The sequence below is a fragment of the Corallococcus silvisoli genome, from assembly GCF_009909145.1.
Taxonomy (GTDB): Bacteria; Myxococcota; Myxococcia; order Myxococcales; family Myxococcaceae; genus Corallococcus; species Corallococcus silvisoli.
Genome location: NZ_JAAAPJ010000008.1, coordinates 297,282 through 321,561, shown reverse-complemented (window position 1 = coordinate 321,561; position 24,280 = coordinate 297,282). Strand labels below are relative to the sequence as shown.

22 protein-coding genes are annotated in these 24,280 nt (G+C 70.1%); 16 read left to right on the top strand and 6 right to left on the bottom strand.

The features are described 5' to 3' along the window. Nucleotides 1-93 precede the first annotated feature (93 nt). Both GTY96_RS17885 and mprF read right to left on the bottom strand, forming a co-directional pair. Nucleotides 94-1,647 carry a virulence factor family protein gene (locus tag GTY96_RS17885; RefSeq protein ID WP_201756157.1) on the bottom strand — a complete coding sequence of 518 codons (1,554 nt, stop codon included), beginning with the start codon at nt 1,645-1,647 and terminating at the stop codon, nt 94-96. Further along, a complete protein-coding gene (gene mprF, locus GTY96_RS17880; protein WP_143901652.1) occupies nt 1,644-4,190 on the bottom strand; it encodes a bifunctional lysylphosphatidylglycerol flippase/synthetase MprF in 2,547 nt (848 codons plus the stop codon). The genes GTY96_RS17885 and mprF overlap by 4 nt, the downstream gene beginning before the upstream one ends. Nucleotides 4,191-4,645: 455 nt before the next feature. On the opposite strand from mprF, the gene GTY96_RS17875 reads away from it, so the two are divergent. The 5 genes from GTY96_RS17875 to GTY96_RS17855 all read left to right on the top strand — a co-directional run bounded on the left by GTY96_RS17875 (nt 4,646) and on the right by GTY96_RS17855 (nt 11,776). Further along, nucleotides 4,646-6,802, top strand: a complete 2,157-nt coding sequence (locus GTY96_RS17875; RefSeq protein WP_161665338.1) for a methyl-accepting chemotaxis protein — start codon at nt 4,646-4,648, stop codon at nt 6,800-6,802. Between the two features lie 173 nt (nt 6,803-6,975). After that, nucleotides 6,976-7,614, top strand: coding sequence for a PAQR family membrane homeostasis protein TrhA (gene trhA / locus GTY96_RS17870; RefSeq protein ID WP_143901655.1), 639 nt, complete (start codon nt 6,976-6,978; stop codon nt 7,612-7,614). Between the two features lie 151 nt (nt 7,615-7,765). Beyond that, nucleotides 7,766-9,007 (top strand): FAD-dependent oxidoreductase, encoded by a 1,242-nt coding sequence (locus GTY96_RS17865; protein WP_161665337.1) that lies wholly within the window; start codon nt 7,766-7,768, stop codon nt 9,005-9,007. A 61-nt stretch (nt 9,008-9,068) separates the two neighbouring features. Then, the gene (locus GTY96_RS17860) at nt 9,069-10,247 is read left to right on the top strand and encodes a hypothetical protein (RefSeq protein ID WP_161665336.1); all 1,179 of its coding nucleotides are present in this window, start codon (nt 9,069-9,071) and stop codon (nt 10,245-10,247) included. Between the two features lie 29 nt (nt 10,248-10,276). Continuing rightward, nucleotides 10,277-11,776 carry a hypothetical protein gene (locus GTY96_RS17855; protein ID WP_161665335.1) on the top strand — a complete coding sequence of 500 codons (1,500 nt, stop codon included), beginning with the start codon at nt 10,277-10,279 and terminating at the stop codon, nt 11,774-11,776. 93 nt (nt 11,777-11,869) lie between these two features. On the opposite strand, the gene GTY96_RS17850 is transcribed toward GTY96_RS17855, so the two are convergent. Further along, a complete protein-coding gene (locus GTY96_RS17850) occupies nt 11,870-12,193 on the bottom strand; it encodes a hypothetical protein (protein WP_161665334.1) in 324 nt (107 codons plus the stop codon). 170 nt (nt 12,194-12,363) lie between these two features. On the opposite strand from GTY96_RS17850, the gene GTY96_RS17845 reads away from it, so the two are divergent. The 7 genes from GTY96_RS17845 (at nt 12,364) to GTY96_RS17815 (ending at nt 18,536) form a co-directional block, all read left to right on the top strand. Then, nucleotides 12,364-12,789, top strand: coding sequence for an OsmC family protein (locus GTY96_RS17845; RefSeq protein WP_143901667.1), 426 nt, complete (start codon nt 12,364-12,366; stop codon nt 12,787-12,789). Nucleotides 12,790-12,894: 105 nt separating this feature from the next. Beyond that, nucleotides 12,895-13,515 (top strand): RNA polymerase sigma factor, encoded by a 621-nt coding sequence (locus GTY96_RS17840; protein ID WP_143901669.1) that lies wholly within the window; start codon nt 12,895-12,897, stop codon nt 13,513-13,515. A 3-nt stretch (nt 13,516-13,518) separates the two neighbouring features. Next, nucleotides 13,519-14,310 (top strand): hypothetical protein, encoded by a 792-nt coding sequence (locus tag GTY96_RS17835; RefSeq protein ID WP_143901670.1) that lies wholly within the window; start codon nt 13,519-13,521, stop codon nt 14,308-14,310. Beyond that, nucleotides 14,307-15,953, top strand: coding sequence for a caspase family protein (locus GTY96_RS17830; RefSeq protein WP_161665333.1), 1,647 nt, complete (start codon nt 14,307-14,309; stop codon nt 15,951-15,953). The genes GTY96_RS17835 and GTY96_RS17830 overlap by 4 nt, the downstream gene beginning before the upstream one ends. Then, the gene (locus tag GTY96_RS17825; RefSeq protein WP_143901674.1) at nt 15,953-16,873 is read left to right on the top strand and encodes a peptidase associated/transthyretin-like domain-containing protein; all 921 of its coding nucleotides are present in this window, start codon (nt 15,953-15,955) and stop codon (nt 16,871-16,873) included. Before GTY96_RS17830 ends, GTY96_RS17825 begins: the two co-directional genes overlap by 1 nt. 104 nt (nt 16,874-16,977) lie before the next feature. Further along, complete coding sequence (locus GTY96_RS17820) at nt 16,978-17,487, top strand: hypothetical protein (protein ID WP_143901676.1); 510 nt, start codon at nt 16,978-16,980, stop codon at nt 17,485-17,487. A gap of 116 nt (nt 17,488-17,603) precedes the next feature. Beyond that, nucleotides 17,604-18,536: a DUF4382 domain-containing protein gene (locus GTY96_RS17815; protein WP_161665332.1), complete on the top strand. Its 933-nt coding sequence runs from the start codon at nt 17,604-17,606 to the stop codon at nt 18,534-18,536. 11 nt (nt 18,537-18,547) lie between these two features. Here GTY96_RS17815 and GTY96_RS17810 read toward each other — a convergent pair whose 3' ends face one another. Beyond that, nucleotides 18,548-19,096, bottom strand: a complete 549-nt coding sequence (locus tag GTY96_RS17810) for a YceI family protein (RefSeq protein WP_143901679.1) — start codon at nt 19,094-19,096, stop codon at nt 18,548-18,550. A 162-nt stretch (nt 19,097-19,258) separates the two neighbouring features. Between GTY96_RS17810 and GTY96_RS17805 the strand changes: the two genes are divergently transcribed. Both GTY96_RS17805 and GTY96_RS17800 read left to right on the top strand, forming a co-directional pair. After that, nucleotides 19,259-20,164, top strand: coding sequence for a LysR family transcriptional regulator (locus GTY96_RS17805; RefSeq protein ID WP_161665331.1), 906 nt, complete (start codon nt 19,259-19,261; stop codon nt 20,162-20,164). Between the two features lie 107 nt (nt 20,165-20,271). Continuing rightward, nucleotides 20,272-20,967, top strand: coding sequence for a pirin family protein (locus tag GTY96_RS17800; protein WP_143901683.1), 696 nt, complete (start codon nt 20,272-20,274; stop codon nt 20,965-20,967). A 76-nt stretch (nt 20,968-21,043) separates the two neighbouring features. Here GTY96_RS17800 and GTY96_RS17795 read toward each other — a convergent pair whose 3' ends face one another. Beyond that, nucleotides 21,044-21,586 (bottom strand): DUF2378 family protein, encoded by a 543-nt coding sequence (locus GTY96_RS17795; protein WP_143901685.1) that lies wholly within the window; start codon nt 21,584-21,586, stop codon nt 21,044-21,046. A 401-nt stretch (nt 21,587-21,987) separates the two neighbouring features. On the opposite strand from GTY96_RS17795, the gene GTY96_RS17790 reads away from it, so the two are divergent. Beyond that, the gene (locus GTY96_RS17790) at nt 21,988-22,350 is read left to right on the top strand and encodes a cytochrome c oxidase assembly factor Coa1 family protein (RefSeq protein ID WP_161665330.1); all 363 of its coding nucleotides are present in this window, start codon (nt 21,988-21,990) and stop codon (nt 22,348-22,350) included. Between the two features lie 75 nt (nt 22,351-22,425). Here the strand turns inward: GTY96_RS17790 and GTY96_RS38575 are convergent, their stop codons facing one another. Continuing rightward, entirely contained in the window at nt 22,426-23,343 is a 918-nt protein-coding gene (locus tag GTY96_RS38575) for a PPC domain-containing protein (protein WP_328700922.1), read from the bottom strand. Between the two features lie 459 nt (nt 23,344-23,802). On the opposite strand from GTY96_RS38575, the gene GTY96_RS17780 reads away from it, so the two are divergent. Beyond that, nucleotides 23,803-24,216, top strand: a complete 414-nt coding sequence (locus GTY96_RS17780; protein ID WP_143901691.1) for a PaaI family thioesterase — start codon at nt 23,803-23,805, stop codon at nt 24,214-24,216. Nucleotides 24,217-24,280: the final 64 nt, after the last annotated feature.

Genomic DNA, 24,280 nt, shown 5'->3' with positions numbered 1-24,280 from the left:
GCGAAGTAGAGGTTCGACGGATGCAAGTCAATGCACCTCCCGACAAAGACAATCACGCGTCCGCCAACCGACGGACGGCGCGACCCGGGAGCATCAGGGTAAAGCCATACCGAGTTCCCGCATCACCAGACGCGCGATGGCGGCGTAGTCCCCGTCGAAGTGGTGTCCCCCCTTGAGCATGGTGGCCCGGGCGCCGGGCACGTCCGACAGCGCCGGGCAGAGGCTGTCCGCCAGCTCCTCGTCGCCGTAGAGGCAGAGCACCGGCGTGCCCTTCAGGGCCTTCACGTCCGGGAGCACCGCGTTCGTGGGGCGGCCCTTGCCTCCGAAGATATCGGTGACGTGCACCTCGAACTCCGCCTCCTTCCCGGGCGCGAGCAGGACGAGCAGCCGCACCCGGGCCCGCAGGTCCTCCGGCAGGCGCGCGGCGATGGCCGGCACCACGTCCGCGCCGCGCGAATAGCCCAACAGCATCACGCGCTGCTTGCCCCAGGAGGCCAGGAAGTGGCGCAGCGCGCGGGCCACGTCCGCGGACGTCTCCTCCGGGGTCCGGCGCTTCCAGAAGTAGCGCAGCGAGTTGAACCCCACGACGGGAATGCCCTGGCCCGCGAGCGACTCCGCCACGGACTGATCCAGGCTCGCCCAGCCGCCATCCCCGGTGACGATGAGCGCCAGCGTGTCGCTCTGGGGGGCGGACGTCGCGGGGACCTCCACGAGCGGCAGCCCCTCCACCGACGCGTCTCCGGCGAGCGTCCCCACGCCCGCATCCGGCACCGGGGCCCCGGACACCAGGGGCAGATGCTCCGCGGCGAGCGGCACCGCAGCGGCGTCGTAGGCGGCGAGGAGCGGCCCCTGCCACGAGGACACGGGCATGCGGGCCAGGCCCGGGCCGGGCACCGTCACCACGCGGCCCGTCCTCAGCGCGCGCGTGAAGTCATGCGCGGCCTTCACCCGGTGGGTCGCGTCGTGGTCCGCGACGAGCAGCACCCACGGCTCCGTCAGGACGCGCGCCGGTCCCAGCCGCTCCTGGGTGTCCTTGGCCGCGCGCGAGCGCACCAGGCCCGCGCCCGGACAGAAGACGGCGGACGTCGTCAGCTCCGGCGTGAAGTCCACGCTCACCGCGCCCCGGAACGTCCCCTCCGGAGCCTGGGCCAGCGCCGCGTAGGCCACGGCCGCGCCAATGCCCTCCCCCACGAGCACCGGGTGCAGGTATTCGGGCAGCTTCGCGTGCTGCTGGTAGCCCTGGCTCAGGACCTCCAGGTCGCCCGCCGGGTACGCGCACCGCTTGCCCTTCTCCAGCGCGCGCAGGTAGGCCCTGCCGTCCACCGCGAGCACCAGCGCGCCGTGCGAGGCCAGCACCAGGGCCAGCTCCCGGCCCCGGCCCTGATCCGCCGGGCCATCCGCCAGGAGCAGCGCCACCGTCGCTGGCGCCCCCGGGGGCGTCACCACCGTGACGTGCCCGAAGCGGCCACCGGGGTTCAGCGTCTCCACGCTCGGCGCCGCCGGCGCCGCGGGGACAGGCGCGGGCGCTGACGCGGACGCCGGAGCCTGGGGCGCGGGGGGCGCCGCGCAGGTGCGGGACGCGGGGAGGAGCGCCAGGGTCAGCGCCAGCACCGCCCCCACCAGGAACCAGCCCGCGCGCTTCTTCATCGCGCCACCACCCCTCCCAGCCCGCGCGACACCAGCGAGGCCACGCCCGTGAGAACCCCCGGCAGCGCGAGCCCCCCCGGCGACGCCAGGTAGCGCGGCGACCAGTCCGGACGGAACTTCTCCTTGTAGTGGCGCAGCCCCTGGAAGTTGTAGAAGTGCTCGCCGTGCCGGAACACGAGCGCGCCCAGCCGGTTCCACACCGGCGCGAGCGTGCGCTCCTCGAAGCCGCTGAAGGGCGCCATGCCCAGGTTGAAGCGGTGGAAGCCCTGCTGCCGGCCCCAGAGCATCAGCGACGTGAAGAGGTAGTCCATGGCGCCGTGCGGGCTGCCCGGCAGGTAGCGCATGAGGTCCACGCTCAGCTCCTCCTTCGTGTCCGGGGCCCACACGTTGGCGAAGCCCGTGAGGACGCCGTCCTTGCACACCAACGCCACGGGCCCCTGCTCCAGGTAGCGCGGGGAGAACCAGCCCAGGCTGAAGCCCTTCTCGCGCGTGTTCTTCTCCGCGAGCCACGCGTCGGAGATGGCCTGTAACCGAGGCATCAGCTCCGGCACGGCCTCACGCGGCCGTACCTCGAACGTCCAGCCCTCGCGCTCCATGCGGCGCACGCCGTGGCGCAGGCCGCGGCGCTCCGGCCCCTCCAGGCTGAAGTCCTCCAGCGGCACCGTGGCCTCCTCGCCCAGCTTGAGCAGCGTCAGGCCCAGGTCCAGGTAGCGCGGCAGCGCTCCCGGCCCCACCTGGTAGAAGCACGCCCAGCCATGGTGCCGATCCGCCAGCTCGCGGAAGCGCCACGCCAGCTCCGTCGCGGCTTCCGGAGGCCCCACCGGATCCCCCATGGACACCCACGCGCGGCCGGCCACGCCGTACATGAGGAAGGCGTCTCCCGCGTCGTTGAACAGCAGCGACTTGTCCCCCACCAGCGCCAGCGAGGCCATGGACTCCGTCGCGCTCGCCACCAGGGGCCGCACCTTCCGCAGCTCCTCCAACGTCGGGGGGTGCGTGCGCGCCCCGGCCGGGCGCAGGAGCGAGGCGATTCCCGCCACCACGGTCGCGCCCAGCACGCCCACGCTGGCGCGCAGGAAGCGCGGCGCGTCGCCTGAGAAGGTGAAGCGCCACCAGAGATCGTGGCTGTAATCCACGTGCCGGTACGAGAAGAACCCCAGCCACACCGACGCGCCCACCACCGCCACCGCGGCCAGCAGCCACCCAGGGCTGAAGGCCTCCGCGAAGAGCGACGCGTGCCGGTAGAACTGCTGATGGAAGGGCGCCAGCGCCACGGCGAGGACCAGCAGCAGCGTGGCCTCCTCGTAGTCCACGCCCTTCACCACGGAGAACACCGCGCCCGCCACCAGCAGCGCCTGCGTCAGCACGTAGGCCGCGTCCAGCCGCCGCTGGAGCCCGCGCGCGAGCAGCAGCAGCGCCAGGCCCACCAGGCTCCCCAACAGGTGCGACACCTCCAGCAGCGACAGCGGCACCAGGCGGCGCAGCACCGCCAATCGATCCCTCTCCGTCGGCGTCGCGCCAGAGAACAACAGCACCGTGCCCGCCACGAACGCCACCGCCGACGCGACCCAGGGCACCACCGGCGCGAACGAGCTGTGCATGACCTTCGCCAGCCGCGTCAGGTGGTGACGGCGCTGAAGCACCTCGTGCCCCGCGAGCAGGAGCGCCGCCACCGTGAAGGGCACCAGGTAGTAGACGAACCGGTAGATGAGCAGCATGCCCACCACCTGGGACGCGGGCACGTGCGGCGTGAGCGCGGACAACATCACCGTCTCGAAGACGCCCAGCCCCGCCGGCACCTGGCTGGCGATGCCGGCCAGCTGAGCCAGCGCGAACAGCGCGGTGAGCGACGGCAGCGACACGCCGCTGTCCGCCGGCAGCAGCACCCACAACACGAGCGCCGCCAGCACCCAGTCGGTGCACGACACCACCAGCTGCGCCAACGCCCGCGCGGGCGTCGGCAGCGTCCACTCCAGCCCGCGCACGCGCAGGGGCCGGCGCACCCGGGCGCAGGCCACGAAGTAGCCCACGAGCAGCAGCCACAGCACCGCGCCCAGCACGTGCGCCACGGGGGCGGACACCGACAGCACCCCGCCGCCCCCCTCCACCAGCAGCGACGTGCCGGTGACGGCGGCCAATCCCAGCCAGAACGTGAGCGCGTTGAACACGGAGACGCGCGCCACATCCAGCGCGGTGAGCCCCCAGGCGGAATACAGCCGGTAGCGAACCGACCCCCCGCTGAGGAATGACGCGCCCAGGTTGTGCCCGAAGGCGTAGCCCACGAAGGACGTGAACCCCACGCGCGGGTACGGGAGCCGGTGACCCGCGTGCCCCAGCGCCAGCACGTCGTACAGCGTGAGGGCCACGTAGTTCACGGCGGTGACCGCCAGGGCCAGGAGGATGCGGCCCGAGGACACCGCCGCCAGCCCCGCCGACACGTCATGACGGTGGACGTGCGACAGCTCCCGGTGCAGCACGTATGCAGCCACACCCAGCAGCGCCAGCGGCAGCGCGGTGCTGACGAGTCTTTGTACCTTCGACATTCCCGGTTCTCCCGACGGGTGCAACAGCACGCCGCGTGCCAGGGGCCGTGCAGGGGGACGCTGGGGTCGGGGCCTGCCCGGAATGCCCCAGGTGGGGCATTCCGCCCCATCCGCCCGGACAGCCCCGGTGCCCACCGGGGCATGGGGAGCGCGGTTCGCCAGCCAGCCTTGACGGGAGCGGGCCCCCTGACGCCCCCCCACGGCAAAGACTTGCATTGGACCTGGGGACGAGACGTCCGTCGGCCAGCCCCTCGGGGCGCCCCCTCTCCCGACGCACTCCCGCAGGCCCTTTGAGGACAGAGCGAGACGATGATTTCATGTTTTACGTTGTTACTCCGCCCCGCCCGTCCGAGCGCCTGCCAACACCGCGTGTGACACAGCGCTGGAGGCGCGACGGGGAGGCGCTGGGGACCCAATTTACAGAGGGCCCGCTGGCGCTGAATCATGTGTGACGAATGTTTCATCCCCCTGCCTTCGCTCTCGACCTCTTCCACGGGCTCGCTGCTGCTGGTCGTTCCCCGCGCCGTGCTTCGCGCCTCGTCGCGCTGGGCTCCGTGCTGCTGCTGTTCCTCGCGTTCGCGCCCGCGGCGCACGCGGCCGAGGCGGTGCATGCGCTCGACGGCTGGCGCTTCCGCTGGGGCGACTCGCCCATCGGGCCGGACGGCATTCCCACGTGGGCCACGGAGCCGGAGAGCGCGGCGGGCTGGGAGGCGATGACGGCGCTCCAGGAGCCTCCAGGGCGCGGCGCGAACACGCTGCTCTGGCTGAGCATCCCTGTCCCCGCGGGCGACTGGTTGGAGCCTGCGCTCCTGCTGGGCAACGTCGCCAACGCCTTCGAGGCCTACGCCGGCGGCCAGCGCATCCACGGGAGCGGGACCCTGACGCCCTCCGCCGAGGAGACGCTGGAGAACATGGCCTGGCACCTGGTGCCCCTGCCGCCCTCGGCGCTGGGGCATCGCGTGCTGCTGCGCATCCAGGGCACCGGGCCCACCATCGGTGTCAGCCGGGATGCCCGGGTGGGCGCCCGCCATGCGCTGCTCGCGGAGGTGACGCGCACGGGACTCGCGCCCTTCGTGCTGGGGACCCTGCTGCTGGCCATCGGCGTGGCGTCGCTGGGGGCCGTCATCCTTCGCCGCCAGACACGGCTGCTGGCGTCGCTGGCCGTCTTCGCCTCGGGCTCCGGGGCGCTGCTGCTGGGCTCCAGCGGACTGCTCGCGGCGCTCTGGGACAGCGCGGTCGCCGGGAGCGTCCTCACCCTGCTGGGCGCGTACGTGCTCGTGCCCGGGCTGGCGTGGTTCATCTCGGAGACCGTCGGCGCGGGGAAGCTGCGCGCGTTCCGCTGGGGCGCGGCGGCCATCTCCGTCCCGGCCGCGGTCCAGTCGGCGATCGTGCTCGTGGACCTGGGCACCGCGTGGCGGCTGCTGCCCTTCTTCGTCTTCTATTCGCTCCCCGCGCTGCTCGTCTGCGTGGGCGTGGTGGTGGTCCATGCATGGAGGGGCGACCGGGACGCGCGCATCTTCGTCGTCGGGCTGGGACTCCTCACCCTGGTGCTCCTGCTCAGCGTCCTGCCGCTGCTCGGGTGGATGGAGGCGACCGACACGGAGGTCCATTGGGGCTTCTTCGCGCTCACGCTGTCGCTCGTGGCCATCGTCGCCCGCCGCTCCGCGGAGGTGGTGCGCTCGCTGGCCGAGCACACGCAGCTGCTCGACGCGCGCCGGGGGGACGTGCGCGAGCTGGCGCGCGGCATGGGCCAGGGCGCGGACGAGCTCGCCGCCGTGGTGCAGCAGCTGCGCACCTCCAGCGAGGAACAGACCGCGGGCATCGCCCGCCAGGCGGCGGCGCTGCTCGAGCTGGAGCAGACCGTGGAGGAGATCCGCCAGGGCTCCCACCTGACCTCGGAGAAGACCCGCGTGCTCGCGGCCTCGGCGGAGAGCGCCGAGGGGGTCGGACGCGAGGGGGCAGCCGCCATGGAGCGCACGCTGACGGACCTGGCCGCCATCCGCACCGAGGTGTCCGAGATGGCCGCGCGCATCCTCGCGCTCGACGAGCGCACCCGCGAGGTGTCCGGCATCGTCGATGACGTGAAGACGCTGGCGGATCAATCCAACATGCTGGCCATCAACGCCGCCATCGAGGCGGTGCGCAACGGCGAGAGCGGCAAGGGCTTTGGCGTGGTGGCGCGGGAGATGCGGCGACTGGCGGACCAGTCCATCCGGGCCACCCAGCGCATCCGCGACGTGCTCGACGGCGTGAGCATGAGCATGCGTGACGCCGCGCGGATGAGCGAACAGGGGGATCAACGGGTCCAGGTCAGCCTGGACTCGGTGCGCACCTCGGGAGCCCAGCTCCAGCGGCTGGCGGCCATCATCGCCGACACCGGCGGCAGCGTCCGGCAGATCACCCAGGCCGTGGCCCAGCAGGACACGGGCACGCACCAGATCGCCCAGGCCATCCAGGAGCTGTCGCGCCAGATGCAGAACACGCTGAAGGTCGTCGAGGAGACGCGCACCGTCACCCACTCCGTGCAGACCCTGGCGGAGCGCATGTCCGGCGTCGCCAGCCAGGCGCTCCGCTCCGACGCGCTGGAGGAACGGAAGGCCGCGGGCGCGTGAGCGGGGCGCCTCTGGGGTGACGGGGGAGGTCGTCCTCGGACACGCCGCGCGAGGCCCCGCCCTGACCTCCCGACGACACTGGACCGGGGCGATGCGTGGAGAACGTGACGTCCGTCGCGGACGGGGACGCGGAAGCTGACGCGGCCATGACGTGGCGCGCGTACGAGCACCGCATGGATGAGCGTGTGAAACCCAGGTTGCGCGGCGTGTCGCACATGCTCGCGTTCGTGGCGGCGCTGGTGGGGTGCCTGCGGCTGGCGCGGGTCCCCGTGGAGGGCGCGCAGTCCGTGGCCAACCTGGTGTTCGGTGGCAGCCTGGTCCTGATGTTCGGGGTGAGCGGCAGCTACCACTGGCCCACCTGGAGCGCGGCGACGTACCGGCGGCTCCAGCGGCTCGACCACGCGTCCATCTACATCCTCATCGCGGGGAGCTTCACGCCCCTGGCGACGCTGGCGCCCATGGGGGGCTGGAGCCAGCGACTGCTCTGGGTGATGTGGGGCGCGGCGCTGACGGGCGCGGCGCTGACGCTCCTGGGCATCTCCGCGTCGCGGGGGCTCCGGTCCGCGCTCTACGTCGCGCTGGGCTGCGTGGCGGCCCCGGTGATGCTGAACCTGCCGGGCGTCATGGGCGCCAGCCGGGTGGGCTGGCTGTTCTTCGGGGCCGTGCTCTACGCGGTGGGCGCGGTGGTGTACGCGCGCCGCTGGCCGGATCCGGCCCCGGCCGTCTTCGGCTACCACGAGGTCTTCCACGCGATGGTCGTCGCCGCGGCCGCCACGCACTACGCGGTGCTGATGGACTTCGTGGGAGGTTAGGACCCGCGCGGCTCGCGGACGGCGTCCCGTGCGCCGCGTGACAACCGGCGGGATGTGGACTCAACACAAGCCCCCGGGGCACATGGGGGACGCCTGTCAGCGTGTTTAGGCTGCTCACGCCCGACGAACCGCGGGCAGGGGGGGCAGCACCATGGCCGACGAGACGCGCACCACGCAGTGCTGCATCGTGGGAGGAGGCCCGGCGGGAATGATGATGGGGCTGCTCCTCGCGCGGGCCGGCGTGGACGTGATGGTGTTGGAGAAGCACGCGGACTTCCTTCGCGACTTCCGGGGCGACACCATCCACCCCTCCACGCTGGAGCTGATGCACGAGCTGGGATGGATGGACGAGCTGCTCGCCCTGCCCCACACGAAGGTCCCGCTCTTGCGCTTTCAGAGCGGCGCGCACAGCGTCGCCGTGGGCGACTTCCGCCACCTGCCGACCCACGCGCGCTTCATCGCGATCATGCCGCAGTGGGACCTGCTCGACTTCCTCGCGCGCAAGGCCGCGGCCTACCCGGGCTTCCACCTGCTCCGCCGCACGGCGGTGACGGACGTGGTGCGTGAGCGGGGCCAGGTCGTCGGGGTCCGCGCCCTGACGCCGGAGGGCATCCTCCAGGTGCGCGCCTCCCTGGTGGTGGCGGCGGACGGTCGGACGTCCACGGTGCGACAGCAGTCGGGCCTGGAGGTGGAGAACCTGGGCGCCCCCATGGACGTGCTCTGGTTCCGGGTGACACGCAAGCCCGACGACCCCGTGGATCCCATGGGCCGCTTCGAGCGCGGACAGCTCTTCATCCTCATCAACCGGGGCGACCAATGGCAGTGCGGCCGGATCATCGCCAAGGGCGGCTTCGAGCACCTCCAGCGGCAGGGCCTGGAGTCCTTCCGGGACGACTTCGCGAAGCTGACGCCGTTCCTCGCGGACCGCCGCCAGGAGATCCGAAGCTGGGATGACGTGAAGCTGCTCACCGTCCGGGTGGATCGCCTGCGCACCTGGTATCAGCCTGGATTGCTGTGCATTGGAGACGCCGCGCACGCGATGTCTCCCGTGGGAGGCGTGGGCATCAACCTCGCGGTGCAGGACGCCGTGGCCGCCGCGAACCTGCTCGCGGGCCCCCTGCTCGCCCGGCACGTGACGCCCCAGGACCTCCACCGCGTCCAGCAGCGCCGCGAGTTCCCCACCCGGGTGACGCAGCGAGCGCAGGTGCTCATCCAGGACCGCGTGCTGGGCCCGGTGCTCCGAAACCCCTCCCCTCTCTCGCGACTGCCCCTGCCCCTGTGGCTGCTGGAGCACGTCCCCGCCCTGCGCCGCATCCCCGCGCGCCTCGTCGGAATGGGGGTCCGCCCCGAACACGTGCACACCCCGATGGCACCGGCGGCCCCCGCGCAATGACGCCACGCACTCACAGCAACAAAGTCTTCACAACCATGACGCTGGCGCTACGCTGGGCGCCATGTCTCAGACACGGATCTCCAGGCACATTGAGCTGCTCAACGAGGCGTTCGAGCAGCGAATCAACGCCAATGAGGAGGCGTTCACCAACGTCAGCTTCGCCTTCCAGGTCAAAGAGAAAAACCCCCACCAGCTGGTCTTCTCGCTGCGCTACAGCGAGGGCATGGGGAGCTCCACATCGGAGTCCTTCATTCCATTGAAGACCCTGGACATCGACGAGGAGCGCTTCAGGGCTTTTGTCTCCGGAACGGTGAGCGCCATCGCGGAGAACGCGCCCCGATTCAAGTCAGACCTGGGTCGGCTCGACTTCGAGTTGCTGGAGGACATGACGCTCGTCACCGCGGAGGACTTTCGCCAGAGAGTCGCGCGGCAGCAGCAGGAACAGGAGTTCGACTCGGCGGTGTGCCTGCTGGAGAACCTCGCTGAGAACCTGGGCCTGGACTTCCCCGAGGACCGCCCGCCCTACCTGAAGCGCCTCCGGGCGCTTCTCTTCTACGATTTCTACCACAAGGACTTCGAGGAGCTGCTCGACGGCCTGCTCGACCAGTGGCGGGCCCTCCCCGTGGAGGAACGGCAAGCCACGACGGAGTGGCTTATCCTCGCCTTCAGGTGGGGGGCCCATTGCTTCGGGGACGCCCTCTGGAGGGGCCAGAGGCGCGGTCAGGCGGACATCCTCACGAGCGAGCTGGAGACGCTTCACCTGGAGTGGCACGGCGTCCCCGTTCCGGCTCCGGTCAACGCGGAGGAAGAGGAGGCCGAGGCGCCCCCTTCCGTCGGCGAGGAGACCGCCGCCCCTCGGTTGGAGTGGAGCACGGCCGCGAACGCCGTGGTGCGGGTTCCCCTGTCTCAAGCGGCCACCTGGACCCGGCGCATCAAGAACATGGGGGGACCTGGAGCCGGGGTGATTGTCGCGCTGAACGGCGACGTTCTCGCGACGCGGCTGCTCGCGGTCCGCCTGACGCTGGATGGGACGGAGTATCCCATACACGTCGGCCCGCTCGCAGGAGGCCAGACCCAATGCATGCTGCCGTTGGAGCCTCAAGGTGAACACGAGCTTCAGCTCACCTTCCACGGACGAGGCGCTGGAGGCGGCTTCGTCAAGGCGGGAGTGATGGCCCTGGCCGTCGCGGGCGGCATCACCTCGAAGGAATGGGAGACCTTGCAGGTCTTCATCGGTTGAGGGCAGCACCGGGAAACGGAGAACACGTCATGACCACGAAACCGATGCTGCGCCTCTTCGCGACCCCCGAGGAACTCTGGGTCGCCTCCCTCACCCAGTTGGAAGTCTACAAAGGCTCTCAAGGCCTGCATCGCAGGGTCGAGGGAGACGTGGAGTTCAATCGACTGTCGAACTGCGTCCTGGCCGTCGCCCCGGAGGCCCAGCGGATCTGGATGGGCCGCGGAGCACAGCGGGAGGTGGAGACCTTTGGCCCGGAGCGTTCGCCCCCTCGAATCTTCACCCTGGCCGAGGGACCCGATACGCCCTGCAAGCCGTTGAACGTGGAGTTGGCGGACCTGGTCTGCGACGGAGCGCGGCTCATCGGCTGTCAGGTCGACGGACGCGCCAGCCTGAGCCGAATCCTCTGGAGTGACTTGTCAGGCGAGGACTGGCGGACGCTACCCTTGCCCGAGCCTGTCATCGCGGAGCCACATCAGTTGGCCGCGTCCGAGGAAGCCGAGCGAGGGGCACCTTCGGGCGTCCTGCTCTCCAGCCATCTGCATGGCGTGGTGGCGGTGGACCCGGGCGCGGGACGGATCGCGGTGATTCGCCCCGGCTCCCCCAAGGTGGACTTCGTGCTGCAGTGGGAGCCCTCGACCCGCGAGGAGCAATGGTTCGCGGTGCCCACCCAGCAGGGGGTGCTGGTCGCCATCACCCAGAGCGGCCACGCCTCCACCCTGGCCCACTACTCGGACAAAGGCGCCCTGTTGACGGAGTTCTACACCGAGGGCACGGGCGCCGTGTGTGGACTCGCGCTCGCGGACGCCGACTCGGCCCTGGTGATCATGAAGTGCGCGCTGGGCCGCCTCGAGCTCTCGGACGAATCCTCGTTCGCGGAGATCACTTCGGTCCCGCTGGAGGATGCGTTCCGTTTCGCCACCGCGACCGCCGCCCCCGGCCGGGTGTGGATCGCCCCCGACCATTTCGAGTACGGCAAGCTGGCGCAGGTGCGCTGCGAGGCCGGCAAGCCCCTGGAGCTGCTGCTCTTCGAAAAGCCCCAGAAGAAGGGGGCGCCGCTCTGGGATGAGGGGCGTACGCGCCCCCGCCTCGAATGGGCCGTGGCCAACCCCGAAGAGAAGCTCACGGGAAAAACCGAGCTGGGGATGGCCGTGTCCTCTTCGGTGACCTGGAAGCAGCGCTTCGAGAATGTCGGCGCCCTCGGGGCCGGCCTCTTGCTTTCAGTGGGAGGGCGGCCGATGGAGTCGGGGCTGGTGACCATCAGCGTGCGCCTGAATGGAGAAGCGATTCAGCTCACACCTGTCCCGGGGCTCGACTCCACGTTTGAACGACGCATGACGCTCGAGCCACGGACCTCGGGGGAGCTGGAGTTCACCTTCCACGGAGTGAACGAGGGCTCGGGCCTTGTAGGGGTGGAGCTGTCGCCCTGGACGCCGCCGCGCTACCTGCCGGACCCTCAGTCCTTTGGCGGGACTCACAGCTTCATCACCCACTTCTTCGAGCTGAGGGTGAATCCCGCGGAGACGCCGTAACTCCGTCCCGGTGACAAACCCGCGGTCGCCCACACGAGTCTCCGTGCGGGCGACGCGGGTCCGGTGGCGGTTGGAGAACTCCTGGAGGCCTCCCTAGCAGGTGGTGCAGACGGGGCGGATGAGCTTCCACGCCCCGCAGCCGCTGGCGCCGCAGCACGTCTGGTAGAGGCTGCCGCCCCGGCCATGGTCGCCGTTGTGCCAGCTGCCATCCCCGCCCACCTCGCTACAGGCGCCGCAGGTCGTCTTCCACTCCGTCTTCTCCGCCAGCGAGCTGCCAAGGCCACAGTTCGGCGTGGAGCCAATGCCTTGCTCCACCTGCGAGGACTCGGCCCCGTCCGGCTCCGCCGCCGGCCCACAGGCAGAGAGGACGCCCACGGAGAAGCCGGTCACGACCAACACACGGAGGATGTTTCGCATGCAGGGTGCTCCAGGTGACGGAGGCGGAGATGCCTCGCGGCGCCAAGTCAGACAGAGAACGGAACCCCAGGCAATGACTGTCATCTCCGTCAAACCCAATGGAATTTTCCATACAAGAGCCGCCACGGCGGCACGCCGTGTTCTGATTGAATTGAAAGGAGACGAACGCCATGGGAATCAGCAAGGGCGGTGCGCAGTGGACTGGGGGCCTGAAGGACGGCAAGGGGGTGATGAAGCCGGGCCACGCCGCGGAGGTCCCCTTCTCGCTCGGCACCCGCTTCGAGGGGCAGCCAGGGAGCAACCCGGAGGAGCTCATCGGCGCGGCGCTCTCGGGATGCTTCTCCATGGCTTTGTCTCTGGGGCTGGAGAAGGCGGGCCTCAAGCCCACGCGAATCCAGACCAACGCGGACGTGCAGTTGGACAAGCAGGGGGACGGCTTCGCCATCACCACCATCGCGCTGAGCACCGAGGCCACCGTCCCCGGCGCCCATGACGCCCAGTTCCAGAAGATCGCGGAGGAGACCCGGAAGGGGTGCCCGGTCTCCAAGGCGCTCGCTGGCGTGAACATCACGCTCAAGGCGAGGCTCGCGGGCTGAGCGCCGCGGCCCTTGGGGGCGAAGAAGCCCCTGGACCGCGGCGTCCGGGGGCTCCTTGCATCCGGCCGCGGACGGCTCGCGACAGCCCCCGGTGCCGCGAAAGAAATGATCCCCGTGGCCGCTTCACCCCATGGGAGGTCTTCTGCGCAGGTGGGTGAAACGGACGCGGTGGCGGACGTGGTTCTGCGTGCGACGCGAGGGGAGACGTCCGCCTTCAACGAGCTCTACCGGCGCACACGCCCCCTGGTGGCACGGCTGGTGGCGGGTTTCGGCACATTGGATGCCGATGAGGTCGAGGACGTCCTCCAGGAGTCGTACGTGCGGGCATTCCGGGGGCTGCCCCGGCTGAAGGAGGCTGGCGCCTTCACCCCGTGGCTGCTGACCATCGCACGCAACCGGGCGCGCACGCGGCTGGAGCGGCGCACCCTCCTGAGACGGTTGGAAGAGGACCTGCCGGACCCGGCTCCGGAAACGGTGCCGCCCATGCCGCCAGCACTCCAGGTGGAGCGGGACATCGCGGTGGTGCGACAGCTCATCGCGGAGCTGCCCGAGGGCGAGGAGAAGAAGACGGTGCAGCTCTTCTACATCGAGGGACAGCTCACGGCCCGGGAGATCGCCCACCAGCTCGGGGTGGGAAAGAGCACGGTCACCATGCGGCTGGAGCGGTTTCGAGGACGCATCAAGCGGGAGCTCCTCCAACGGGTGCTCGCCGGACGGTGGGAGTGAGCCATGGAACACCTGGATGCCTCCGCGATGCGAGACCTCGCGAATGACGAGCCCACGACCCGGACCTACTTCGCCCGGCACCTGGCCTCCCCCTGCGAGGTCTGCGAGGCCTTCCTCGCCACGCACGTGGACCCGCTCGATGGACACACGGATGCGCTGCTCCTGGGACTCGCGCCTCCGTCAGAGTCCACCGTGGGCGTCCCCCCCTGGGTGCCTCCGCTGGCGGCGCCCCGGACCCGGCGCTTCGCGGCGCCGCCCGCGCGCTACTGGGGGTGGATGGCCGGCGCGGTCGCGGCGTCGGTGTTGATGGTGGTGCTGAGTCCAGGCGAGCAGGCCCCCACGCCCGGCGTGCAAGGAATCGGTGAGAAGGGCACGGGCCGCATCTCCCTGGAGCTGGCCGTGGTCGCCAGGAGCCTGGACGGCGGCCTGCGCCGGCTGGACGCGGGAGCCGTCGTCGCGAGGGACGAGGTGCTGCTCCTGCGCTACCACGCCACCGAGTCCGGCACCGCGCTGCTCTACCAGCAGCGCGAGCACCAGCCCGCGGAGCTGCTGGGCCGCTTCCCCCTGGAGGCCGGAACGCACGACCTGGAAGGCCCCGAGGGGCTCACCGGCGTGAGCCTGGAGGCGGACGAGGGCCCGCTGTCGTTGATGCTGGTCGCCTTCGCTCCGGGAGAAGCCGCGTCGGAGGAGGACGCGCTCGCCGCCCTGGAGGCGGGCGTGGCCCCGGATGCGCGCCCGGGGACCGTGGCGCGGTTCGACGTGCGGGTCCAATCCGGCCAGACTCGGGCGCCGTGAGGCCCCTCCTCCCCCTCCTTCTCGCCTTGCTCTGCGCCTGCGCGGGCCCCTCCGCCGCGCCAGGGGGCAAGGGAGGGCTCGTCCCGCTGCGGCTCGACGCGGCGGACCTGTCGCGCGCCTACACGCCCCGGCGGCTCGCGCTGCTCGTGGGCATCTCCTCGTTCGAGGATCCCCAGTGGCGTGCCCTGCGCTTCTCCAGCAAGGACGCCACGGACCTGGCGGCGGCGCTGAAGGATCCCTCGCGCGGCCACTTCGATCAGGTGCGAGTCCTCACGCGCCCGGAGGAGACGACGAAGGAGGCCATTCTCGCGGCGCTGCGGCAGCTCAAGCGGGAGGCCACCCGGCCCGACGACGTGGTGATGGTGTACCTGTCCGCGCACGGCACGCTCGCGCGCGACGGCCGGGGCATGCTGACGCGCTACCTGGTCACCCACGACGCGGCCTACCGCGCCATTCCCCAGACGGCGCTCTCCATGGACGCGCTGAAGGCGGAGTTTGAACAGCTGCCCAGCCGGCGCCGGCTGCTGGTGCTCGCCACCTGCCACAGTGGCAGCGGCAAGTCCCTGCTCCCCCGCGAGGTGGAAGAGGACCTGGCGGGCATCAAGTCCGGCTTCTACGCGCGGCCCCTGGAGGAGTCGTCCCGGGCCTCCATGGTGTTCGCCGCCAGCGATTGGGGCGAGACGGCGCGAGAGGACGCCAGCCTGCGCAACGACATCTACACGTACTTCCTCATCGAGGGCCTGGGAGGCGCGGCCGACCGCAACGGCGACGGGGCCGTCACCGCCACGGAAGCCCACGACTATTCACGCCGCCGCACCTTCGCCTTCACGGAAGGCCGGCAGCGCCCGTCCGCGGAGATCGTCGAAGTGGGCGCGGATCCCGTCATCCTCGCCGGCCGCATCGACCGGACCGGCCAGCCGGAGCTCTTCTCCTACAGCCCCCGCCTGGACGGCTTCACGCTCAAGGTGGACGGGGAGCCGCGGCTCGAGCTGCCCGGTGGCGCCGCGGTGGGCCCGGGCCGGCGCACGGTGGAGCTCACCAAGGGGGATGCGGTCCTCGTGCGGCGCGAGGTCGACGTGGCCCGAGGCGAGCGTCTGCCCTTGGAGCGCCTGCTGTCGGACGCCATCCCCCGCCGCGCGCTGTCGCTCGTGGGAGGCATGATGTCCTTCGCGGACGGCAAGAGCCGGCGCGAGCTCCTGCCAGCGGCGCCCCAGGTGGGCGTCGTGCTGCGCCTGGAGGACCTGCCACTCCAGGACCTGGGCCTGCTGTTGGACGTGGGCTTGAGCCGGGGACGGCGCACGCTCCAGGTGGCGCCGGGCAGCGAGGTCCCCTTCGGCTACACGTCGCTCACGGTGGGCGCGGCGGTGCCCTACCTGTGGCGCTGGGAGCGTTTGACGCTCTTCGCGGGACCGCGTGTGGCCGCGTTGTATCTGGGCAGGTCCTTTGACGTGGAGGCCTTCTCCGGAGGCCAGCGCTACTTCACCGTCAGCCCCGGTGTGGTGGGCGGACTGGTCCTGCGCCTGGGCGAGCGGCTGGAGCTCACGGCCCAGGGGCACGGGATGCTGACGTACGTGGTGACGGACGGACAGGGACAGGCCGTGGGCTTCGTCGGCGGAAACGCCGGCGTGGGGTACCGCTTCTGATGCGCCACGAACGCCTGCTCCTGCTCCTGTCGTTGCTCGGCGCCAGCCTGTGCCTGGGCGCGTGCGGCAGCCTGGACAACGACCCCTTCCGCACGGGCACCGTGCACGGACAGCTCACGGAGTTCGACCCCGCCGTCGCGCTGGTGTCCGTGGTGGGAACCCCGGGCGTGCGCACCGGCGTGGACGCTGACGGACGCTTCACGCTGGAGGACGCGCCCGCGGGCCCGGCGGAGCTCTTCATCGTCGCCACCCACGACAAGGCCGCGCGCGTGCCCCTCACCGTGCAGGGGGGGCGGTCCGTGGAGGTCGCGGCGCTCACCCCCGCGCCCGCCGGCACCTTCTTCCTCAAGCTCCACGCGAGGGGCAGCCTCCAGATCCAGGGCGCCACCGCGTCGGTGGCGGGCACCCCCATCGGGGCATCGGGGCTCGATGACAAGGCCCCCCAGCGAATGGGGCCACTGCCGGAAGGTTGCTATGAGGTCAGCGTCTCCGCGCGCGGCTTCGCCACGGCATCCACGCAGGGCTGCGTGAGCCAGGGCAAGCAGACGGTGCTGCACGTGGAGCTGACACCACGGGAGGCCTATGCCCAGCAAGGCTGCGCGGTGACGGGCTGTGGCAATGGCAGCCATTGCGCGTCGGATGGCCGCTGCGTGGAATGTCTGGACGACACCGGGTGCGCGTCACCGCTCGTCTGCCGGGGCGCTCGCTGCGAGGGACCCGGCCCCCAGTGCGCGCCCTGCACCGGGAACTGGCAGTGCGGAGCGTCCCTGCACTGCGGGGACCTCCCAGGGGGCGGCACGGCCTGCGTGGCGACGTGTGGCACCGGCCTGCCTGATTGCGCGGAGGGCCTCACCTGCCAGGACGGACAGTGTCTGCCTGAGCCTGCGCGCTTCCCCACCTGTGAGGACTTCCGCCAGTAGTCCCCGGGTCCGCGTGGCCACCCCGGTTCGAGCGGGGTCTTCCTGCCGGCGAGACACTCCCCCTTCCCAGGAGGAGCCCCCCCTCGCCTCACAGGAGGATGTCCATGCGAAACGCGCCCACTTCCTTGTCCGTGGCGTGGAAGGTGCTGTGCACGGTGCTGATGCTCTCGGCCTGTGGCGGCCGGCCCGCCCCGACGGACGACCCCTCGCTCAGCGCGGGCGATGACAACCTGGGCAGCGCCGCCGGCGAGTCCTCCGCGACGGACGGAGGCACCGGCACCGGGGGCGTCGGACACGTCACCCTCTGCCACCGTCCCCCAGGCAACCCCTTCAATGCGCACTCGATCTCCGTGGGCATTCCGGCGATGGCCGCGCACCTCCGCCATGGCGACACGCTGGGCGCGTGTGACAGCGGCGGCGAGACGCCGTCGGATGGCGGCACCTGCGAGCCCGACGCTGGCTCCGGTGGCGGCACGGACGGTGGAACGCCGACGGACATCGACGCGGGCCCCCAGTGCATCCCCGAGGGCGGCGAGTGCCTCTCCGAGGGCACCGAGACCTGCTGCAACCGGCTGTCGTGCGTTGAAGGTCAGTGCTGGCCCATCATCGGCTGAGCCCGTGTCGCGGCGGGCAGGACGGCCCTCCCGGCCCGCCGTCGCCATGGATGTGGCCAGCGGGGGGCCGCACGGGTCTCCTGGGCGTTCTCCCCTTCCACCTCCGAGGCCCTCCCATGAGCACCGTGCGTCAGCTGACCTCCTCCCTGTTCCTGGTGACAGGACTCCTGTTCCTCGCGGCCTGCGGCGATGGCGGCAAGGCCCACGTCACGCTGAAGCTGACCGACGCCCCAGGGGACACGTTCGAGAAGGCGGTGGTCACCATCTCGAAGGTGTACCTGAAGGGCCACGTGGACGGGCAGGACGGCAAGGGAGACGTCGTGCTGCTGAGCGAGCCGGTCACCACCGACCTGCTCACCCTGGCCAACGACACCGCGGACCTGGTGAAGGACGCGGAGGTTCCCCCCGGCACGTACAAGGAGCTGCGCTTCGTCATCACTGGTGGCTACATCCAGGTGAAGCAGGACGGAACGAGCCGCATCTTCGCCACGTCCAGGGACTACGCGGGCCTGCCCGCGGGCGCGCAGGTGGATGGCGACCTGCAGATGCCCAGCGCCAGCAGCTCCGGCCTCAAGGTGAAGTTCGACAAGGACGCCGACGTCACCATCACCAGCGATGACAACCAGAAGGTCATCCTGGTGGACTTCGACGTGGCGCAGAGCTTCGGCAAGGAGGCAGGCGGCTCCGGCAAGTGGGTCATGCGCCCCGTCATCAAGGGCGCGGACCTCCAGTTCTCCGGCAACGTGGAGGTCAGCCTGGAGGCACGCGACGGGCTGTCGCTGCCCCTGGGCCTCCCGCAGCTGGGCACCTTCAAGGCGGTGCTCATCAACGCGGACGGCAGCCGCGAGTCCCTCGCCTTCACCGCCGCCTCCGGCACCCGCTACGTGGCGGACTTCAAGTACCTGCTGCCCGGCACCTACCAGGTGGACCTGGAGACCGTCGCGGGCGTGACCTTCAGCACGGACCTCGCGCGCCCGGCGACCACCCAGGTCAGCTCGGGCGCGGAGGCCGACGTGCACTTCGTCCTCACGTCCTACACCGTCGAATAGCGCCCAGGGGGTCAGGCCGCCTTCTCACCCGAGCGGTCCTTGGCGGCCTGCACCTCCAGCGTGATCTCGATCTTCTCCCCCACCAGCACGCCGCCCGCCTCCAGTGCCTGGTTCCACGTCAGGCCGAAGTCGCTGCGGTTGATGGTCGTCTTCCCCTCGAACGCGGCCTTGGTGTTGCCCCAGGGGTCCACGGCGATGCCCAGCTGCTCCGCGTCGAGGACCACCTCGCGGCTGATGCCCCGGATGGTCAGCTGCCCCGTCACCTTCAGGTGCTTGCCCACCGGCGCGACCTGGGTGCTCCGGAAGGTGATGGCCGGGAACTTCTCCACGTCGAAGAAGTCCGGCGAGCGCAGGTGGTTGTCGCGCTGCTCGACGCCCGTGGTGATGCTCGCCGCCTCGATGGAGACGGAGACCGAGGAGCCCGCGGGGTTCGCGTCGTCCAGCGTCAGCGTCCCGCCGAACTTCGTGAAGCTGCCGCGCACCTTCGCCACCACCATGTGGCGGACGCTGAAGTGGATGCCCGTGTGCGTCGTGTCGATGTTCCAGAGGGTCGAGGCCATGGTCGTCTTCCTTGTCGTGAATGGGCTTCGTGAGAGGGCTTTTGCTCCGACGAGACGCAAGGTAGCGGCCTTCCCGGTTCCGGATTAGACGGGACGAACAGGATGGACTGTTCCAGGGTTGGAACAGTCCCCCTCCCCTCTCCCGCACCAGGACGGCCGGCCATGGACCTCAACGAACTCCTCGTCTTCGCCCGGGTGGTGCAGGCGGGCAGCTTCACGGCGGCGGCGCGCACGCTGCGCATGCCCAAGTCCACCGTGAGCCGGAAGGTGTCCGAGCTGGAGGAGCGCGTGGGCGCGCAGCTGCTGCAGCGCACGACGCGCACGCTGCACCTCACGGAGGTGGGCCGGACGTACTACGCGCACTGCGAGCGCATCGTCGCGGAGGCGGAGGCCGCGGAGCTGGCGGTGACGCGCATGCAGGCGGGCCCCAGCGGCCTGCTGCGCGTGACGACGCCGCTGTCCGTCAACTTCCTCGCGCCGCTGGTGGCGCGGTTCCTGGAGCAGTACCCGGACGTCCAGTTGGAGCTGCTGTGCACGGACCGCGCGGTGGACCTGATGGAGGAGGGCTTCGACCTGGCCGTGCGGGCCGGACGGCTGCCGGACTCGTCGCTGATGGCGCGCAGGCTGGGGGACATCGAGCGCGTGGTCGTGGCCTCGCCGGAGTACCTGCGGGCGCGGGGCGCGCCGCGCACCCCGGCGGACCTGGGGAAGCACGACTGCCTCTTCTTCGGCACCGCGCTGGAGGGCAACGTCTGGACGCTGCACGCCGGCGGGCGGGCGGTCGAGGTCCAGGTCGTCGGGCGGCTGGCCGTCAACGAGCCGGACATGCTGCACGCGGTGACGCTCGCGGGCTCGGGCGTCGCGCTGCTGCCGGGCCTGCACTGCATGGAGGATCTGAAGACCGGGAAGCTCCAGCGCGTGCTGCCGGACTGGAGCTCCGCGGGGGCGCCTGTCCATGCCGTCTACCCGCCCACGCGCCACCACGTGCCCAAGGTGATGGCCTTCGTGGAGTTCCTGCGCGAGCACTGGCCCGCGCACCAGGGGGCGCTCAAGCGCGCGAAACGCTGAAGGCGCTCCGGCGTTTCGTCTCGTGGATGGAACGATGTGTCCCGAGGTTCGTGGCTGGCCAGGTGGGGTCCCGGAGCGCATGTTGTTGGCGAAAGGAAACACCCACCATGATGAACGTTCGACCTTCCGAAGCGCGCGGACATGCCAACCACGGCTGGCTGGATTCGCATCACACCTTCTCGTTCGCCAGCTACTTCGACCCCGACCACATGGGCTTCCGCGCCCTGCGCGTCATCAACGAGGACCGCGTCCAATCCGGCGAGGGCTTCGACACGCACCCGCACCGGGACATGGAGATCATCACCTACCCGCTGAGCGGCGCCATCGCGCACCGGGACAGCACGGGAGGACAGGGGCTGCTCCGCGCCGGTGAGGTGCAGCGCATGACGGCCGGCACGGGCGTGATGCACAGCGAGATGAACGGCTCCAGCGAGGACGTCCACTTCCTGCAGATCTGGATCATCCCCGACAAGAAGGGCCTGAAGCCTGAATATGAGCAGAAGCTCTTCCCGGAGAAGGACCGGCAGGGACGCTGGCGCGTCGTGGCCAGCCCCGACGCCCGCGACGGCAGCCTCACCGTGCACCAGGACGTGCTGCTGTCCAGCACGCTGCTGAGCCCGGGAGAGAAGGCGGAGTACACGCTGCCCAAGGGGCGGCACGCCTGGGTCCAGCTGGCGCGGGGCACGGGCACGCTCAACGGCGTGGCGCTCAAGGCCGGTGACGGTGTCGCCGTGTCCGACGAGTCGAGCCTCGTGCTCGCCGCCACCGAGCCGCTGGAGGCGCTGCTGTTCGACCTGGCCTGATGCGGCCGGGACGAAGAAGGCCCCCGGGTCCAACGACCCGGGGGCCTTGTCATTTCACGCAAAGACACGCCCGGCCTCAGTCGCCCCACCGGATGCGGTAGGAGCAGGCGTGGCCGTCGAAGTCGAAGGACTCGACGCGCAGGTTCCGAGCTCCGGCGCGGGTCAGCCCGGCTTCGATGATGCCGCGCAGGTAGCCGGGGTTCCCGTTGCACTCGTTCACCCGGATGATGTGGTGCGCGGGGCCCTGGGTCAGCAGCTGGGACTTCATGTAGTTGTTCACCGTCTCGAAGCTCTCCTGGATGCGGACGACGACGCGCTCGGGGCCGAAGATGGGCCACATCGAGACCAGCGCCTTGCCCAGCACCGTCTGCTCCACGCCGTGGATGATGCCGACGCCCAGCCTCCGGTAGCCCTCGTCGCTCTCGACATTGGGATACAGGTGTTCCACGGTGACGCGCAGGGCATCCGCGAAGACCTGCCGGGACGTGTTGCGCGGGGACTGGGCATCGAGATCCAGGCCCACCGCGTTCAGCTTCGTCCTCAGGTCCGGCGTGAGGCTGCTACCAATGGAGCGGAAGAGTCCTTCAACCGTGTGGCGATAAACGATTTCTTCATCCACTGGAATACCTGTCCCCGTCGCGGCGGTCCCATTCCGCCGTGCGCCCGGAATGGTAACCCATTCTCCCCGTGAACTCGAAGCCCCACCCGCCCCGATCTGGTTTCACGCACTCATCAATTGATTCAAGAATGATAGCTATGGCTCATAAATCACGTATTGCCAGCTAACCAACCACCCGGGGACGGGCTGGAGCGGGCCTCCCGAACAGTCGCGGAGTCTCCGTCCGTGCCGCCAATGGCAGACATCCACCGCGAAGGGCACCACTTGCGTCTGAAGTGAGGGCGGAAAGGCTCTCGACCTTTTTCCTTGGCGGGCACTCCCGCGATAGGGTGAGCCGCGGACTTTCACCCAGGGGACTCCAGATGGCCCGGCGAGACCAGGCGCAGGGGATGTCATCGACAATGAAGTGGGTGCTCGCGGCGGTGCTGGGGCTGCCGTTGCTGTGCTGCGGGGGCGGCGGCCTGATGCTCTTGCATGCGTGGAGTCAGCTCCCCTACTCCGAGGCCATGGAGCGGGTGGAGAACCACCAGGGCGTCACCCAGCTCCTGGGCGCGCCCGTCAGTGGCAGCCGGTTCTTCTCCGCCACCTTCAACCTCCAGAACCAGGACGGCATCGCGGAGATGAAGATTGACCTCTCCGGCAGCAAGCAGGACGGCGTGCTGCACGTGAAGGCAGTCCGCACGTCCGACCTCTGGGGCTTCAGCCGACTGCGCGTGGTGGCGAAGGACGGCCGGGTCGTCAACGTCGTTGGGGAACGCCTGTGATGCGCGTCCGCGAAGCAAGGCAGTTGTCGCGTGAGAAGGTTCAGCCGATGTGATCCATCGGCCAGCGTCATGGGCCTACGGCCCGGCCGTGTACGTCGTCGTCAATGTGACGCCCGAATACGCTGAGTACGCGCGGAGGCCGACGTAGTACTTGCCCGCTGACGGCGCCGTCAACGTACAGGTCTCGGTGTTGCCTCTGAGATTCGGACGACACTGATAGGTCGTCGTCGTGGGGGCCGCGCCGAAGTCGACGTAGAGGTCCGCGTCACCCGTGCCGCCGCTGAGCGTGAACGTCACCACGGATTGGGCCGAGGGTACGTCGAGCGTCCAGTAATTGAAGTGGCCGGCGAGGCTGTCCGCGATATCGATGATCGGTGTCCAGGGGGGAGGCGGCGGAGGCGGAGGGTTCACGGGAATGGGCCAGCGCCAGGGCCAGGGCCAGGGCGGGCAAAGGGGCGGATCATCGTACGTTCCGGTCAGGTTGACGCCCGAGTACACCGAATACCCGTGGAGACCGACATGGTACGTGCCTTCCCGCGGCTGCGTGAACGTACAGGTCTCGGTGTTGCCGCTGAGGCCCGGACGACAATCGTAGACCGACGTCGTCGGCGGCGCGCCGAATCTGGCGTAGAGGTCCACGTCACCCGTGCCGCCGCTGATCTTGAACGTCACCTTCGCCTTGCCCGCGGGGACATAGAGGCTCCAGCGCTGGAAGGAGCCTGCTGCACCCGAAATCCCGGTCATCGACAGCCAGGGATCAGGCAGCGGCCCCAAGGCCGGTCCCTGAGCAAGGAAGCCTCCAGGTCCCAGCTCGTCCACTTCGAGCCTCATTCGAGACGCGTCCCGAGTCACCTCCAGGTCGTACCCGACGCCGTCGGTAGCGCCCCTGGCCTGAAGCGGGTCCTTCATGGGCTCCTGGGTCTCGGGGGGTCGGTCAATGCACCCCGACACCAACACCCCACCCACCGCGAGAACAAACACTCTCTCGAACATGGCTCCCCTCCGGTCTTGATCCTGCCCCTGATGCCGCACTCTGCTCGACCCTCTCCATCCATGGGGAGCGCTGCATTCATCAACGTGCAGTGGCGGACGAAGAACGGCCATCCGGGGGACTCGGGAGGTGGTCATTGCTGACGTCTGGGACATCACGTGCCGGGCCCTGGTACGGCGCCGACCGCGGCGGTACCACTACGCCCCTCGAAAGGCAGCATCTGGGGGCTGATCCATTGTGGGTGTGATTTTTTGGTAATGCCTATCACCCTGCATCATTTCCCAGGATGGGCTCCCAGGTCCGCGGAACATGTCAGACCCCGCAGATAGAACGATGACTTCCTGATGCACCGCCACCCTCGCCATGCGGGACAGGGTGTCCGGACTCCTCATGCTTTCCAGGGACGCGACTGGCCGAGCCTGTGGTAGGGGGATCCGGTCTCACCTCATAGGAGCTCACGCATGTCGAACCCGCTTCACGCATTCTTGATTGAACAGTTCAATGAAGCCCCCCTCAACAAGACGTTGGGTGTCACGCTCGAATACAACGCCCAGGGCGAGGCGGTCTGCCGCTGGAAGCGCAAGGCGGAGTTCGACCACGGCGGCCAGGACACGCACGGCGGGATCCTCATGACCCTGCTGGACATGGCGGGGTGGTTCACGGCGGCGGCGCAGAGCGGCGCCATCGTCGTCACGTCGGACCTCAACGTGCGCCTCCTGTCTCCCGCGAAGCAGCAGGACCTGGTGGCGACCGCCCGGGTGATCCGCGATGGCTCGAAGGCCGTCATCGCGGAGATGACGGTCTCCTCCCCGAAGGGGCTGGTCGCCACGGCCAATGCCTCCTTCGCGAAGATCGGCGAGTTCCCCAAGGGCTGATCCCCGGACGGGGCCCGGCCCCTTGAAACCCTTTCACCCACACCGCGGCCCCGCCGCCGCGCCC

What these genes read in the sequence shown, in the direction of transcription:
- GTY96_RS17885 (WP_201756157.1), bottom strand. Translation starts at nt 1,647, where the DNA reads ATGAAGAAGCGCGCGGGCTGGTTCCTGGTGGGGGCGGTGCTGGCGCTG.
- mprF (WP_143901652.1), bottom strand. Translation starts at nt 4,190, where the DNA reads ATGTCGAAGGTACAAAGACTCGTCAGCACCGCGCTGCCGCTGGCGCTG.
- GTY96_RS17875 (WP_161665338.1), top strand. Translation starts at nt 4,646, where the DNA reads ATGTTTCATCCCCCTGCCTTCGCTCTCGACCTCTTCCACGGGCTCGCT.
- trhA (WP_143901655.1), top strand. Translation starts at nt 6,976, where the DNA reads ATGGATGAGCGTGTGAAACCCAGGTTGCGCGGCGTGTCGCACATGCTC.
- GTY96_RS17865 (WP_161665337.1), top strand. Translation starts at nt 7,766, where the DNA reads ATGGCCGACGAGACGCGCACCACGCAGTGCTGCATCGTGGGAGGAGGC.
- GTY96_RS17860 (WP_161665336.1), top strand. Translation starts at nt 9,069, where the DNA reads ATGTCTCAGACACGGATCTCCAGGCACATTGAGCTGCTCAACGAGGCG.
- GTY96_RS17855 (WP_161665335.1), top strand. Translation starts at nt 10,277, where the DNA reads ATGACCACGAAACCGATGCTGCGCCTCTTCGCGACCCCCGAGGAACTC.
- GTY96_RS17850 (WP_161665334.1), bottom strand. Translation starts at nt 12,193, where the DNA reads ATGCGAAACATCCTCCGTGTGTTGGTCGTGACCGGCTTCTCCGTGGGC.
- GTY96_RS17845 (WP_143901667.1), top strand. Translation starts at nt 12,364, where the DNA reads ATGGGAATCAGCAAGGGCGGTGCGCAGTGGACTGGGGGCCTGAAGGAC.
- GTY96_RS17840 (WP_143901669.1), top strand. Translation starts at nt 12,895, where the DNA reads ATGATCCCCGTGGCCGCTTCACCCCATGGGAGGTCTTCTGCGCAGGTG.
- GTY96_RS17835 (WP_143901670.1), top strand. Translation starts at nt 13,519, where the DNA reads ATGGAACACCTGGATGCCTCCGCGATGCGAGACCTCGCGAATGACGAG.
- GTY96_RS17825 (WP_143901674.1), top strand. Translation starts at nt 15,953, where the DNA reads ATGCGCCACGAACGCCTGCTCCTGCTCCTGTCGTTGCTCGGCGCCAGC.
- GTY96_RS17820 (WP_143901676.1), top strand. Translation starts at nt 16,978, where the DNA reads ATGCGAAACGCGCCCACTTCCTTGTCCGTGGCGTGGAAGGTGCTGTGC.
- GTY96_RS17815 (WP_161665332.1), top strand. Translation starts at nt 17,604, where the DNA reads ATGAGCACCGTGCGTCAGCTGACCTCCTCCCTGTTCCTGGTGACAGGA.
- GTY96_RS17810 (WP_143901679.1), bottom strand. Translation starts at nt 19,096, where the DNA reads ATGGCCTCGACCCTCTGGAACATCGACACGACGCACACGGGCATCCAC.
- GTY96_RS17805 (WP_161665331.1), top strand. Translation starts at nt 19,259, where the DNA reads ATGGACCTCAACGAACTCCTCGTCTTCGCCCGGGTGGTGCAGGCGGGC.
- GTY96_RS17800 (WP_143901683.1), top strand. Translation starts at nt 20,272, where the DNA reads ATGATGAACGTTCGACCTTCCGAAGCGCGCGGACATGCCAACCACGGC.
- GTY96_RS17790 (WP_161665330.1), top strand. Translation starts at nt 21,988, where the DNA reads ATGAAGTGGGTGCTCGCGGCGGTGCTGGGGCTGCCGTTGCTGTGCTGC.
- GTY96_RS38575 (WP_328700922.1), bottom strand. Translation starts at nt 23,343, where the DNA reads ATGTTCGAGAGAGTGTTTGTTCTCGCGGTGGGTGGGGTGTTGGTGTCG.
- GTY96_RS17780 (WP_143901691.1), top strand. Translation starts at nt 23,803, where the DNA reads ATGTCGAACCCGCTTCACGCATTCTTGATTGAACAGTTCAATGAAGCC.